Source organism: Gimesia sp., from assembly GCF_048262075.1.
Classification (GTDB): Bacteria; Planctomycetota; Planctomycetia; order Planctomycetales; family Planctomycetaceae; genus Gimesia.
This window is the reverse complement of record NZ_JBLXFK010000001.1, coordinates 308,808-323,265: the sequence shown is the minus strand read 5'-3', so window position 1 is coordinate 323,265 and position 14,458 is coordinate 308,808. Positions and strand designations below refer to the sequence as shown.

Genomic DNA, 14,458 nt, shown 5'->3' with positions numbered 1-14,458 from the left:
TGTACTGTAGCGTTGACGCATCGCTCGCCTGTTTACCACCACCTGACCAATCACTAAAGGCACCTGTTCCATGCTGTCTACTTTTCGAATGATTGCTTTTCTTAGTTTTCTTCTGACCGGTTATGCCGTTAGTTCTGCAGACTCTAACACAGATATCAAAGTGGGGGTCGCGGAAGTTGATATCACGCCGCCGGTCGGTTTTCCGATGGCCGGTTATTATCACGAACGACTGGCAGAGGGGACGATTGATCCGCTCAAAGCCAAAGCGGTTGTATTCCGCGAGGGGGAAACAGCGGCTGCCCTCGTGGTTTGTGATTTAATTGGTATCGCGACAGATCTGTCGAAAGAAATACGACGAATTGCTGCTGAAAAGACGGGGATTCCTGCTCAGAATATCGTCGTCGCTGCCACACATTCCCATACCGCGCCAGACTACATGAAGGAATTATATCTGTATCTGGGCAAGGAATCGCAGGAGACACTGCGTAAACAGTACATCGAAAAACTGATCCACGGTCCGGTGGCGGCAGTAGAACAGGCAAATGAGAATGCGCAACCGGCTGTACTGGCGACAGGGAGTGCCACACAAGAGACGCCGGTCGCCTTCAACCGTCGTTTTGTGATGCGTGACGGAAGTGTGAAAACCTGGCAGTCGTTGAAGAACCCGGAAGTGCTTCGCGCCGCAGGCCCGATTGATACGGAAATCGGCCTGCTGGCAATTCGTGACCCGGAATCGGGGACGAACAGAGGAGTGATCAGTAATTTCGCTTTACATCTGGATACGGTCGGCGGGATGAAGTGGAGTGCGGACTATCCGTATTTCATTGAACGCAGCTTGCGAGATGCATTCGGGCCGGATGTGGTTTCGATTTTTGGAACCGGTTGTTGTGGTGACATAAATCATGCGAATCCTGCTTCACCGGTGCGAAATAAAGTCGATTTCATTGGTAACTCACTGGGTACTTCCATTACAGATCAGCTTCCCAAATTACCCCCCCTGCAGAACACGACCTTAACGGTTGGCTCTCAAGTCGTGCAACTGCCTCTGCAGGATGCCTCCCCCGCAGAGGTCGCGCGTTCGATCAAAATCCTGGAGATTGCCCACAATGGCGGCAAGGTTGATTTCTTCGAGCATGTGACCGCCTATAAAAAAATGATTCTGGATCAGATCAGACATAAAAAGCCGCACGCCAACACGATTGAGCATATCACCTGGGGGCTGAGTCGTTCATTGGCAGGCACTGGTGAGACGCTACCTGTAGATGTGACGGTGATAACAATGGGAAATGAGGTTGGCATTGTCTGTCTGCCCGGTGAAGTGTTTGTCGAATTGGGGCTGGCGATCAAACAGGCTTCTCCCTTTAAAACCACAATCATTGTGGAACTGTCGAATACGGTCGAAACAATTTACATTCCCCACCGAGCCGCTTATGCAGGGGGGAGTTATGAAGTCACGAACTCCAACGTGCAACCGGGCAGTGGCGAAATGCTGGTAGAAGCGGCTCTGAAACTGTTGCGGGAAGCAGCGACCAAAAACAAGGCGGATTGAGCTCTGAAAGGGGTGTGACTATGTTCCTCGTTCGATACATACTACTGTTGATGTTTCTGGTGAGTTCCCATGCATTTGGGGAGGACAAGCCGGTATCGATTCTGGCGGCACGCATTCAGGGGCACATTCATCCTTCAATCTGCCGGGCTCAAGATGGCACATTGATTGTGGTTTATAAAGGGGCGAATGTCCTGATGTGTTCGCGGTCACTCGACCAGGGCGCGACGTGGTCCACGCCGAAAGCGATCGCCACTTCGGCAACACGACCGGCTGTGATTCGTGAGGTGAAAAAGTATGAAGTCTATCCGGGGACTGTGGATACTTTACCAGATGGCCGCATTCTGGTGACCTGGAATTATATTGCCGATGATAAGGCGAAGGACGGATATTACGAACGTGCGTTGCTGTATTCCATCAGTGATGACCAGGGCCGCAGCTGGAGTGAACAGCGACTGATTGGTCCCGCTGATGGCAAACATCTGGGAGCGGTGCGGCATAATGTGTTGCCCTGGAAGGGGGGGCGCTGGCTGTTACCATTACGTGTGGGCGTGCCGCGGTTGTTTGAACCAGCGACGGGAGAACTGATTGCCTTTCCGCTGGTGGGCCCCGATGGAGTTCAGCATGAGTTCCAGCAGATTGTGCAGACTGCCGGTGGTTCATTACTGGCGATGGGGCCTGTGCTGCTGCGTTCAACTGATAAAGGCGTGCACTGGAAGAAGGTCGAAGGCTTTCCCGCGGTTCCGGATCAGCGGGATAATGCAGAAGGTCGTTATTTGACGACGCTCTCCGATGGTCGCGTTCTGGTGACGTGGGGCAGGGGGCAGAAAAATCGGGGGCTGACCTATAACCTGTCCACCGATGACGGACAGACATGGGAAACGCGTCGAACCGTACTTCTGTTGCCTGACACGCCTGTAGCAGCCCGCTATTATTCTGCGCGAACGATTCAGGTCGATGGCAAACACATGGGCACTGTATTCATGAACCGGGATGGTGTTCATTTTCTGAAAGTCCCTCTTCAACGTCTGGATAATGCTTCTTGACAGATCTCTGCGTTCCCTGGTTTTACCGATTCGATGTCATTGGCGGTTAGATTGCATCACATTTAACTATAGCATTTCGCAATCTAATATACTCGGGCCCAATAGCCCTGGAGACGCGACCGAAAAACTGGACACAGTTAAGAATCTAAAAAAGTGATTTGCACTCTGAAAATAGACGTGTTAACGTGACTCCCCTATGCAACGCTCTGCCTTCAGAGATTTATTAATTACGACGACTTGCGGTGTGAGGATTACGATGGAAATTACTTTGAACGATCTGACAATCAATCCTGAAGGTGTTGATATTGATGAGTTACTGCAAGACTGGACCTGGGCGATGTCGGAACCGATGCGGCCCGTACTGCTGACTGCGTTGGGTGATTTATTTGCGCAAGGAGATTCAGGAGCCGTCTATTTTGTGGATGTTATTGAAGGAGAGATCAGAACAGTTGCCGAGGATGGCACTACGTTTGAGGACCTGCTTTCTGATGCGGAGTTTGTAGCGGATCATTTCTTTCCCGCGCGAGTGCTGGAATTACGGGATGCCGGAATCCAGCTGGAAGCCAACCAGGTTTACAGTCATCAGCAGCCACTCGTGCTGGGTGGTAATGACGAACTGGAGAATTATGAGACATCAGATGTGAGTGTCTACATCAGCATTCAGGGGCAGATCCATGAACAGGTGAAAGATCTCCCCGAAGGAACAGTGATTTCGGATGTGGAGATCGAGGATATTGAGTAAAGTGGTAACTGTTCGCCGGACCAAAGGAAAAGTCATTTGCAGAACGCATCACATATAACCATAGTGTCTGTCAATCTGATATACCTGGGCCAAATGGACCTGGAGACTCTACAGTAAAACTGGACACAGTCTATTCGAATCTCGACAGATCCAGCTGAGCGAAACGAGTAAGAATACTGGCAGTACTGCTTCAAAAAATGAATTCGATTGATTTGACGCATCACTTTAGTTTGTCAGTATTTCGCCGATACGGTTTTCCCTCTTTGAACAGGCTCACGCGTTTGCTGGCGTCGTATTTCTCTTTCTCCGACATGTCCATTTGGTTTTGCATTTGCGCCAGAGTTTGGGAGTAGCCAAACCGGGCGTTACCTTCAATAAGCACCACAATCAGGGCTATGAAAATGAACCCCCAGACAATGGTTCGTTCGAGGGGGGATCGCTTTTTGCGGGTTACCGATTGGTCGGTATTCCAGTCCTCTTCAAAGATAGGAGCATCAGGGTCTATGTTGGTCATTGCGCGTCATCCCATAAAGCTGAATCGCTGAAACGACAAGTGGAATGGTCAGGCCACGATACGTGCTCGACTGTCTACCGGTTTTCAATGATATCGATGAAATTCAATGAGAGCCAGAAAATTCAGGAAAATCTCAAGAGGAGCAGGGGGCGTGAGTAGTAATACCTATGGATGAAGGGAGTGGGAGCTACTGGATGATTAATCAATTTTGCATCATCAGAGATCTTCTCTTATTGCCCCAGTGCACTTAACAGGAACGACATCAAGCCCAGTACAAGAAACATGAATCCCAGTTTCCACTGGAAGTAGAGGCGATGTTGTACTTTCGAATCGATCAGGTTTCGGTTTTTCCAAAACGAATGCAGACTTTCGTGAAAGCTCCAGTTGGGGACATCGACACCAAACGCTTTCACAGAATGCCAGAGCCCTGCTCGTTTCATTATGAAAACGCTGATGTTTAAAGTCAGAATTCCTGCGAGACAGAATATCGCACCCAGCAACTAAAATAAATCTTTCGTTTCCATGGGATGTCTCAAGAATGTTTAAAAAGAAAGAGCCAGATCTCTTGTATCAAAGAAATCTGGCTCATTTCAATCATTCCCTCTTGTTAAATGTTTACTTCTTCTCAAAGCGGAAGATACCTTCCCCCCCTTTGACGGTCTGGACGGTGTAGTACAGTTCGCCGTCTTCGTCGGTGCCGAATGACATGACGGGGACCGTACTGGCAGCCAGGCGGAGATTCTTGGTCACTTCACCTGACTCCTGATCGTATTCGAGAGCCCAGATTTTGCCGGAGACGAAGTCGGCATAGACATACAGGCCATCGAGTTCAGGTAGGCGTTTACCGCGATAAACGATGCCGCCGGTAATGGAGCGACCGACGCCGTGATCGTATTCCCAGATGGGATCGATGGGTTTTTCTTTCGCGGTCTGTGCACGATTGCCGAAGTTATGTGTGCCTTCACGAACACTCCAGCCGTAGTTGCCTCCCTTTTTGATGATGTTAACTTCTTCCCAGAGATCCTGCCCGACATCGCCGGCGTACAGCGTTTTGGTTTTGGGATCAAAACTCAGCCGCCAGATATTCCGCACCCCGTAAGCAAAGATTTCCGGTTTTGCATTGGCACGATCGACAAACGGGTTGTCTGCAGGAATCGCGTAGTTTTTGCCATCGGCTGCGTTATTCACATCGATCCGCAAAATGGAACCGAGTAACGTTTCCAGATTCTGACCGTTACCCAGGGGGTCGTTACCAGAACCACCATCGCCGAGACCAATATACAGATAGCCGTCCGGACCGAACTCAATGCAGCCGCCATTATGGTTACCATAAGGCTGATCGATCTCCATAATAGTGGTTTCACTTTTGGGATCGGCTTTGTTGGGATCGTTTTTGGAAACAGTGAAGCGGGAAACCTTCGATTTTCGCGGTGTTCCTTCGGCAGAATAATAAACAAAGAACTGACCGTTCTGTTTGAAGTCGGGATGAAAGGCCAATCCTAACAGGCCTTCTTCGTTATTCTTTTTCCAGGGAGCAACCTGATCACGGATATCAAGGAACAGTTTTGTGTTCCCAGGTGATTTTTTATCGATGACGTGTACCATGCCGCGTTGTGTGGCCACAAAAATGCGCCCGCTGCCATCGTTGGCGTGTGTGATGACCATCGGTCGCAGGGGGACTACTTTTCCGGTTTCTTCATTGACAGGTTCCCAGCCTTCCCATTGCAGTTCAGGGAAAGTGGGTACGCCTTTGAGGGCGAGTTCGCCATCACTGGGATCCTGTACGGAACCGTCGGCGGGAATTTCGCGGATTTTGATGTTGCGGAAAGAGACCAGGTCATTGTGATCCTGCAGGCAGATATGTCCCTTGGTCGGTTTTCCGAATTTGGGGAACTTGGCAAACTTGCTGGCGGCGACGCGTTTATTCCAGTCGGCACTGCCTTTGTCAAACTGAAAATATTTGACACCGTTCATGATGACCTGGGATCGATCTGGCCCGACTCTTAGAAACAGGTGATTCCATTCTCCAGCGGGGCGTGTGGCATCAACGACTTCCGGAGTGATTTTCTTGCCTGCTTTTTCGGCCTCGATCATCCATTTGGGCGTTGCCGGTTTGTAGAGTTGATAAAGCCAGCCTGCTTTCTGAGGATCGTGCCCATCGACGTTATCCTGAATTTGCACTTCCGGTCCGGTCCGCCAGGGAGTTTTTTCTTCTTCGGTGACATGGAACATCAGGCCGCTGTTGCCTTCAGGAGAAATGCGATACTCCAGTGAGAGTTCGAAGAATCCGAACTGGTCATCGGTAATGATATCACCGGCCCCTTTAGCGGAACGTGACAGAACGCCATCTTGGATCGTCCAGCCGTCACTGATGGTGTCTTTCTGATAGTTGCGCCAGCCGTCGGTGGTCTTGCCATCAAACAGCAGTTTCCAGCCACTTTTTTGTTCGGCTTTGGACAGCTTGTTATCGGAATTATCAGAGTCGGCCTTCGTGACTGCTGCTGTACTCAGGAGCAGAGTCAGACAGGCGGGGATCAAAAACAGTGCTAAAGATCTGGGTTTTCGAATCACAGGTGCGCTTCCTTTATTAATCAATAATCGGTGTGAGTTGGTAAATTAAGTCCTGTAGGGGGAACTAGTCTATCTTCCCTACAGTTATCTAACAAATTGGGTTCAGAAGCAACTATAAACGCAGACTGACTGTCCAGAATCGGGTTTGGCTCGACAGGACAATGTTGTGTGCGAATTGGCAAACCGGGCAGAATCTGGCTGATTCAGGTTTATCCGACCAGATTACGCTGCGTGCTCAATGTCTGGTAGAGGTCGTTGGCGTCTCATGCACCAGCCGATGAAGAACAGACCTGCAATCGTGACTGGGATGACGGTTTTTGGAAAATAGCGTCGCAGGAGGACTCTAAGGTAAGTCAGGTTCAAATAGGGAATCCCCTGGATTTCACCCTGGGCGCCTCCCTTGCCGTCTGCAGAAAAAGACACACCTCGGATATTGTCTGTTACATCAATCCCCGCCGGGAACGTGAAAGCCAGCTCGTCTTGTGAAACGGTGTCAAATGCGATGGATTCTACTTTCACATCGTAGGCTGCCACCAGTTTGTCAGCGGTCGGGAGCCCCCCACTTTGCAGCCATTGAAATCGCGAAGGAAACCAGTGCCCCTGTTGTTTGACGGCATCCAGCAACAGCATCGCTTCAAGCCAGCGCACTTCAAACATTCCTGCTCTATTTTCCGTGCGTTCGAGTCGATAAGCAACCGGCAGAAACTGGCGTTGCGGGTCAAAATGGACGGTCAGAGTTCCCCTGCGACCTGTCTGTCGAGGAAGTTCTGACCTGAAAGTCAAAGCGATCGTTTCCACATCATTAATCTTACCTGGTTCGATCGATTCGTTGGGAGCCTGACTGCTTCCTGCGTAACTGATCAAGCCCTCCAGTTCCAGGGCCGCATCATTGATAAAGTACACGCCGCGAGTTTTGGTGGTGCCGTATCCCCAATATTCAAGGCGATCTTCCTGGTTGACCCAGTCTTCGTATGAAGCAATCACAGCATAAGGCGCAATCAAAGCCGGTTTATGTTCCTGAACCAGATTCATTCTCTGATAGATGCCTTGCGGTGCATCATAGGCGAATTCTGAATGTTCGACCAGATTCGAACCAAGTTTCGGAATGTAAGGCCAGACCTGCCTGATCTGTTTGTGGTAAGAATCAGTGAGGCGTTTTACCGAATAATACTTTTTCATTTGCTTCGGGGGCTCTGTATCAGTTGGTACTGTAAAGGGACCCTCTTCAGGAAACATGCTCAAGTTTTGATGGGGATTGAAGACCACGTTGTTCGTCGAGTAAGCGATGTTGTCGAATAACTGCAAGCGGTGTTTGACTGCAGCATAAAGCTGTTGCCGCTGCTGATCGGCCTGTAGATTGAAGAAGTCAGTAACGCTCATTGCGGGTGACGTTTCTACTGGTTCACCCTGCGAATACGCGTCTCTGTTGCTGTAGAGGAACTGCACCAAAAATAGCAGTAACAACAGAAGGACTTTCTCTCGTCTGACTTTCATAGTGGGGAGCCTCTTCACGATATACGGGCAACAAAGAATTAGAGTGTGTCCAGTTTTACTGTAGCGTCTCCAGGGCCATTTGGACCGAGTATAATAGGTTGAGAGACGCTATGGTTAAATGTGATACGCTCTAGATGTGTGCCTGCTATCAATGGTACCGTCGCGGTCGCTCGAATTTCAAGAGGAGTTGTGCAACCGCCTGGGATTTTCAATTTCGTGCACAGGTTTTATTTTTAAAACACACGTTCCCCGCTGAACGGTTCTGTCCTGCTGAGACACCCTGGTCTCATTAGAGGTCGTATTTGTGATAGAATATAGTGCTATGAAAAATCCTGAGTGTCACTCAATTCTGAACTGTCGTGATAGCTCTGATCGGACTGCCTCTTTCCGTGGGCAATTCCGACTTGTGGGAGACGATTTTGTCGAGTGGCGTAGGGCCGTCAAGGGGATCTGTAAAACATGTTGTGGCGATACCGTGGCGATAGGTATTGATATCAGAACGAAACCAGGTCGAAGCCGGCTTGAAAGTGCGGTGAAGTGTGTCGATACGAGAGGAATGGATGAGCAGTTATCTTTCAAATCGTGCTGAAACCAGGGACTTTCATAGTGCTGTCTGATAATTCGTTTCTGTTATTCAGGTGAACTTATAGTGGATTGCGCGCGACTCACAATTAAGCGTATCATTCGAAGTGGCGCGCAGCTGTCAAGACTGGTTTATTCACTGAGGTGTTTAATGGAGCAGTGATGGTTTAAAGATCAGGACCAGTCCGAGCAAGAGGATGACGACTCCGCTGAAGAGCTTGAGCCAGCGTCCCTGATTCTCCTGCAGTTTGTGACGACCCATGGTGACGACAACAATAGAAACCATGAGGGCATCATCAAGCATGTAAGCGAGGATATACAGGCCGAGGTAGGCGTAGGTTTTCCAGACAGGATAGTTCTGCATGGTTAAAACCTGGGTGTAGAGCGCAGGGAGGCCAGCGGTGCAGAGGAGTTCGATGATATTGACCAGTACGGCCAGGATTGAGGCACCGAGGATGGCACCAGTCAGGTTTTCGGCGGTGACGATTTTACGGGCACGGGCATAGAGGCCGGGCTTGGCCCATTCCGGAATCGACAGTGAGATGCCTTTTTTGAAAGCAAAGAAATCCTTGATATGGATCAGACCAATGAGGACTGCAAACGTCCCCAGCAGAAACTGAACCAGGGGCAGATAGCCGATGATCAGAAAGACATTGAGCCAGGCTGCCATGAACGCATAATAAGCCATGCCACTGATGAGCACAAAAGTCCCGGCAACGGCAAGAACTTTGGCCCGGTTTTTTAAGTTGACGAGTAAGGAAAGCAGAAACAGCAGGACCCACATGGCGCAGGGATTAAAGCCGTCTACCAGGCCGATTAAAAAAGTAAAAGCCGGCATTCCTAACCGGCTTTTGCTCAGCTCTCCCAGCAAGGGAACTTCTATCGTATCCACCTCCTGTGAGGGAACAGGAGCCTGGGGCTCTCCCACAAGTGGAGGTGGGATGGCTCCCGGAGGTGGGGGGAGACTGGCATCGCCGCCTGGAACAGGAGGGAGTGAATCATCGCCAGCCACTGGTGGTGGACGTAGAGAGGAATTGTTTCCGGGAACGGGGGAAACAGGAACCGGTTCACTGTCCGATGCCGGGACAGGACTGTCTGGAGTCGTTTCACTCTGGAATGTCACAAACTGCAGTTGAACATGATCCGGATATAGCAGGGAACTCTGCTTGTTATCGTCCTCTTCCGGTTTGGGGCAGGTCGTTGTCCAGAATTTGAGGGCCTCTTCGATTTTCGATCCCGTGTGCTGTTCGCTGATCCAGCCGATTACCAGTTGGTTGCAGAAATGAAATGCCGGGACACTGACGGCCTGTTTACCGTAGCGATTGGCGAGTTCCTGGACCCTGGTTCCTGCAGCGCGGTTTGACACGACGTCGTGCAGATGAAATTCAAACACCGGGTAGCGCTGTTTTAGTTCTTTCAGGAAGATTTTGGCGGCGTCACAACGCGCGCATCCCGAACGGACATAGATATCGACTGTGAACAGTTTATCGATGCGTTCGTTTGTGGAAGTATCGGGTTGTAGTTTTCTGAGGAGGGAATTACAGCCATAGGCGACGGGGAGTTCGGCATCCTGCAGTTGGAAGTATTTCAGAATCTGCTGATACCGTTCTACATGCTTTCCCGGTTCAGACAGATTATGGATATGGAGTTTGATGCGTCCCCGTTTTTTAGCATAGGCTTGGATTCGCTGCTGGACTTCCGGACAATCAGCGCAGTCATTGCGAATAAAGAGTTCCAGAGCCACACACTGGGGGCCCGCTGGATCTGTAGATTCCCGGGCAGAGAGATCCGAAGTAGAAAAAGAAATCGTCAGCAGGCTGCTCGCAATGATTACGAGCCACTGCAGCGGTTTGCCAGGTACAAAAACCGGGTCAGACACTGTATCCTCCTTGTCCTGTATTGAGTTCCAGAATCCCGACTTAAGCCTGTATCCAGGTTTGCAAAAGCGTCTTCAGTGCCATCCAGCCCGGTTTTTAAAGCATGAGAGACGTTTCAGGTAACCAGTTTACTCTCTTAAAGCGAATTGATCCTTTGTATGGATGCAGAATCATAAATGCTCCACTATTAAAAATATAATAAAACAATGACCGGGGCAAGCGGATGCCAGGTGAAATGGTTGTGGATTTGACAATTGCGGATCTAATATCGACTTACCTGGCAGGTTACAGCCCGGCGTTTTATCAGTTGTCCAGACGAGCTTTTGGGTAAGTCTCTTCTCCTGGGCTTCATTGCCAGTTTCCTTCAATGAAATGCTGATGCGTTCGCGGCTGTGACCATCTACTTTTCAGTTTTACTGGTTGCTGACGTAACGCGTCGTTGGTGGTCAGCCCATTGTTTGAGAGTTATGAAAGAGAACTTGAAGATCTGAAGAATAAGTCTACAATTGTACAAGGTCGGTTCAGTTCTCTTTAACTCAATCTCCCACCAGGGACATGAGGTCTGCGATGCACACGATTTCTTTTCGTTTTTTTCTGAGCCTGATTATTTCGTGTCTCTTTTTGGTGCCAATTGCCCTCATTTTTGCCGTTCAGCACAAAAAAGAGTCTGCTGTGCGAATTGAGCAGGGGGCCATTGATATTAATGTTCAATTTACTCCGCAACAATCTTTGAACACCTCGTTTCGCGTTTCGTTTACGCTGCATAATCCGTCAGACAAACCTGACAGTCTTACGCGAACCTTTCCCGTGTCTGCTCCACTAAGGGCGATGTATAATACCAAAAAGCCGTGGTGTCGTATCCTGGTTGATGGTAAGCCAGTAAAGTATGAAACTCAGCCGGTCTTAAAACCAGCAACTCCTTATACTGGATTTCGGGAATTTAAAAATCAGGACGAGTGGGAGGATCGGCTTGAAGCCTTGATTAAGCAAGATGCGGAACTACTTGGTTTGGTCACCAAATATCGGCAACTTATCAGAGACCGTGAAAATCTCAGGGAAATTTCCTCGACATTTAAGAGTCGTGTGAAGAAATATTTGATTTATAAAAGTGATGCTAATGTATCTGCTGCGTATCATGTTGCCAGGGGAGATACTTCACTTCTCGATCTGATCGAGTTGATGCCTGAGATCGATCCGAAGTTTAGAATTGACTTACCCAATACTCATAAGAAATACGTTTCGATTCTTGCTCGTAGTTATAGTTTCGCTCCCTATGAGAAGCAATGGCGTGCGAAGGCCGACAAGTGGTTTGCCTCTAAGCCAGATCTCGCAGAGCTTGTACCGAAGCTGCGTCAGGCCTGGAATATGCAGCGTGAGCCAGAGGAACTGCTCAACGGTCCGATACTAAAATACATGCACGACAATATGGGGTTGAGCCTGCAACTGTCAAAGCAGTTTGTCCAAAATATCGCAACCGGTTCTTACCATCCCCACCCCCATCCCCATGCTAATCCCCCAAGTGTATCGCTTATGAGAACCTTGTTTCCTGATATCGATCAAGAAATAAAAATGGAGGATAACGAAAGATCAAAAAAACTCGCTGAATGGGGTTTCAGTGATTCATTAATGAGCCCCTACACTGGAAAATTGATGAAGTATGCCTTTGGCCCAGGCAGAAGAAATAACACTTTTTATACTGACCCGACAGTGTTGGATGAAATTGGTCGGCCACAGCAGGCGAAATTGTTTTTGTACAGATACCGCTTAAATCCCAATTGTCAGCCAGTATTAATTTCATTTGCTGCACCATTACAGGCTAAAAGTCATAGTAAGATCGTCATTGAGTATGATTGTTTCATGGCTTCATATCCCAGTCCGGGCAACGCTGGCCGGTCTTTCGGTGAAATCACTGAACTGTCGGCCGTATTTCCTGCGCTTCAAGCTGTGCCTGTGACGGTAACGTGCCCTGCAACAGTTCAGCCAATTATTGCTCCTGTTCCCCAATCAGTCACAATTCTGGAAAATGGTCGCTGTCGCTTTGAGACTCGACTCACCAATGAGGCAACGATGCTGCATTTTATTGCGGTCGATTTCCAAGGTGATGGCTATTCTTTCGGCAGGCCCCGTGTTGATTTGGCTGATATTGAGACCGTTCTTAAGAAAACCAAAAATATGACGGTCAGACCTCTGTTAATGACTGCCTTGTTTTCCACGCTGAGAGCAAAACAGGCCTATCAATTTTTAGTTAAGATCCAGCAGGAATACCCTGACTTCCAGTCCAAACTTTCGCGATTACTGAATAGCAAACCTGGTCGCGATGCAGAAACCGATGAATGGATTGAGGCTAAGGTGAAGTCGCCTAAAATCATATCCGACAGTGACTTCGAAAGATTTAAAATAATCTACAACTACAGGGGTTTTGATTCAAGATTAGAGTTGATAAAGCGGCTCGATCAACTTGATAGCGCGAAGCTTGATGTGCAGGAACAAATGGGCCGATTGTTTATGCTGTGTACTGCTGGAGTTGACTCAAAGCAAAACTTCGCCACGTTGTTGAAGCTCGCTGAATCGAACCCAAAACGAGTTAATGAATCGCTCAGGTTGATTCGAGAATTGCAAATGGATAAGTCAGCCGCGTTACCGTTTGTGCTCAATCAATTTAATCCCGATCTTCGTTTAATAATGCATGCGAAGAAACATACTATTCCAAGAGCAGTGTGGCAACGACAGGACCTGGCTCACAGTGCCCTTCGTTCCTTTCGATCACCCCAGACTGCGCAACGGATTATTGCATTTATTCAGTCGACCGATGATCCATCAATTTTCTGGTCTGGCCTGGAAGCTTTATTTTCTATGACTCTCCCTGAGCATTTTGAGGAACTCGTTCGCATTTCTGATCATGTTGCAGAGTATTCTGCACGTTCTTTCACTCAGTATCTCGATTTATTAGTTCGGTCAGATGATCAAAAAAAGGCACAGCCGGTATTAAATCGTCTACGCAAAAAATATCCTGAACTGGCATCACGTATCACCCCGTTTCTTGCTCAATACCAGACTTCTGAGGAAATCGCTCGCGCTCAAAGCGTCTATCGTAATACTAAATTTCTTTATGAGGCACCTCAAACAGCCAAAACAGTTTTATCAAAGTATGCTAAAGGGACTGATATTACAAAACTTACTTTCTATCTGAATTCTAAAGCTGTTACAGAGGAACTGCGAACAGCTATTAATGTTTTAGCAAATCATGCTGAACCGACTGATATTGCAAAACTCACTTATAGAAAAGGACTAGGCCAAGGGGTGAACCAACGGCTCGTTAAAGTTATTGCGGAAAAGGGGGGAGATAAATCGGCCTATCCATTTGTTGAAGGTTATTATCTGGAGTTTGTCCAAGGCCGGAAAGCAGACTTTCACTCGACTTGTATATCAGCTTTCATAGAGACCGGAGATCAACGCGCCATTCCCCACCTCAGGGAAATCGTAAAGAACTCAGATCAAAATAAAGGTGTAGGATACGCATTTAATTCTACAGCATACGCAATAGGACATATTATCTTTGACAAACGAATCAAAAGGAAAATTAGTTACAATAAGTTGCGCAAGTTGGATGAGAATATTCACATAATCTTTCGAGATCCCACATACATAACTGACATGACTGAGAAGGAACGCACTAAGGCACTCGATGTTTTGCTCAAAGACCCTGGTGAATCAATCGAGCGCATGTTTCAGTATGGAGCTTTGCATTCAATCATTGATGCACCCGATTCTCAAACGTATATCCTGGATCGACAAGTTTTTTCTATCCTCAATCGATTTGGCGATTTGCCGACACGTCTCATTCTGGAAAAAAGTGATGGTTGTTCGTTGGAGAAGCGATACAAGATTGCAGAGATACTAACGGTCTTACTGCCCGAATCTCGTCCGCTGATCGAGGCAACTGCCCTCGACAAAACTGCGGATTACGATCGCAGGGCAACGGCTCAACTCGCTTTAAAAATGTATAAAGAGCGTCAGTTGATCTCTTCTCACTAAGCTGCATGTGTGCCTGAGAAGAAAACTCAAGAGTGACAAACTGGTGGAGTG

The 14,458-nt window shown here is 48.4% G+C and carries 9 protein-coding genes; 4 read left to right on the top strand and 5 right to left on the bottom strand.

All coding sequences use genetic code 11. The features are described 5' to 3' along the window. The first annotated feature begins 70 nt into the window (after window positions 1-70). From ACN0YH_RS01140 to ACN0YH_RS01130, 3 genes are all read left to right on the top strand, one after another. Window positions 71-1,549 (top strand): neutral/alkaline non-lysosomal ceramidase N-terminal domain-containing protein, encoded by a 1,479-nt coding sequence (locus tag ACN0YH_RS01140; RefSeq protein ID WP_417377717.1) that lies wholly within the window; start codon window positions 71-73, stop codon window positions 1,547-1,549. Window positions 1,550-1,569: 20 nt separating this feature from the next. Beyond that, a complete protein-coding gene (locus ACN0YH_RS01135) occupies window positions 1,570-2,592 on the top strand; it encodes a sialidase family protein (RefSeq protein ID WP_417377716.1) in 1,023 nt (340 codons plus the stop codon). 256 nt (window positions 2,593-2,848) lie between these two features. Beyond that, complete coding sequence (locus ACN0YH_RS01130; protein ID WP_417377715.1) at window positions 2,849-3,334, top strand: T6SS immunity protein Tdi1 domain-containing protein; 486 nt, start codon at window positions 2,849-2,851, stop codon at window positions 3,332-3,334. A 220-nt stretch (window positions 3,335-3,554) separates the two neighbouring features. On the opposite strand, the gene ACN0YH_RS01125 is transcribed toward ACN0YH_RS01130, so the two are convergent. From ACN0YH_RS01125 to ACN0YH_RS01105, 5 genes are all read right to left on the bottom strand, one after another. Then, window positions 3,555-3,848 (bottom strand): hypothetical protein, encoded by a 294-nt coding sequence (locus ACN0YH_RS01125; RefSeq protein ID WP_417377714.1) that lies wholly within the window; start codon window positions 3,846-3,848, stop codon window positions 3,555-3,557. Window positions 3,849-4,078: 230 nt separating this feature from the next. Next, a complete protein-coding gene (locus ACN0YH_RS01120; RefSeq protein ID WP_417377713.1) occupies window positions 4,079-4,288 on the bottom strand; it encodes a hypothetical protein in 210 nt (69 codons plus the stop codon). Between the two features lie 175 nt (window positions 4,289-4,463). Beyond that, entirely contained in the window at window positions 4,464-6,419 is a 1,956-nt protein-coding gene (locus tag ACN0YH_RS01115) for a PQQ-dependent sugar dehydrogenase (RefSeq protein ID WP_417377712.1), read from the bottom strand. Window positions 6,420-6,641: 222 nt separating this feature from the next. Next, window positions 6,642-7,913 carry a hypothetical protein gene (locus ACN0YH_RS01110; protein ID WP_417377711.1) on the bottom strand — a complete coding sequence of 424 codons (1,272 nt, stop codon included), beginning with the start codon at window positions 7,911-7,913 and terminating at the stop codon, window positions 6,642-6,644. Window positions 7,914-8,643: 730 nt separating this feature from the next. Then, window positions 8,644-10,374 carry a hypothetical protein gene (locus tag ACN0YH_RS01105; RefSeq protein ID WP_417377710.1) on the bottom strand — a complete coding sequence of 577 codons (1,731 nt, stop codon included), beginning with the start codon at window positions 10,372-10,374 and terminating at the stop codon, window positions 8,644-8,646. A gap of 565 nt (window positions 10,375-10,939) precedes the next feature. Here ACN0YH_RS01105 and ACN0YH_RS01100 point away from each other — a divergent pair. After that, window positions 10,940-14,407 (top strand): hypothetical protein, encoded by a 3,468-nt coding sequence (locus tag ACN0YH_RS01100; RefSeq protein WP_417377709.1) that lies wholly within the window; start codon window positions 10,940-10,942, stop codon window positions 14,405-14,407. Window positions 14,408-14,458 lie beyond the last annotated feature (51 nt).

Excerpts from the sequence above, each read along its gene's own strand:
- ACN0YH_RS01135 (WP_417377716.1), top strand. The coding sequence starts at position 1,570 with ATGTTCCTCGTTCGATACATACTACTGTTGATGTTTCTGGTGAGTTCC.
- ACN0YH_RS01120 (WP_417377713.1), bottom strand. The coding sequence starts at position 4,288 with ATGAAACGAGCAGGGCTCTGGCATTCTGTGAAAGCGTTTGGTGTCGAT.
- ACN0YH_RS01110 (WP_417377711.1), bottom strand. The coding sequence starts at position 7,913 with ATGAAAGTCAGACGAGAGAAAGTCCTTCTGTTGTTACTGCTATTTTTG.
- ACN0YH_RS01130 (WP_417377715.1), top strand. The coding sequence starts at position 2,849 with ATGGAAATTACTTTGAACGATCTGACAATCAATCCTGAAGGTGTTGAT.
- ACN0YH_RS01100 (WP_417377709.1), top strand. The coding sequence starts at position 10,940 with ATGCACACGATTTCTTTTCGTTTTTTTCTGAGCCTGATTATTTCGTGT.
- ACN0YH_RS01140 (WP_417377717.1), top strand. The coding sequence starts at position 71 with ATGCTGTCTACTTTTCGAATGATTGCTTTTCTTAGTTTTCTTCTGACC.
- ACN0YH_RS01125 (WP_417377714.1), bottom strand. The coding sequence starts at position 3,848 with ATGACCAACATAGACCCTGATGCTCCTATCTTTGAAGAGGACTGGAAT.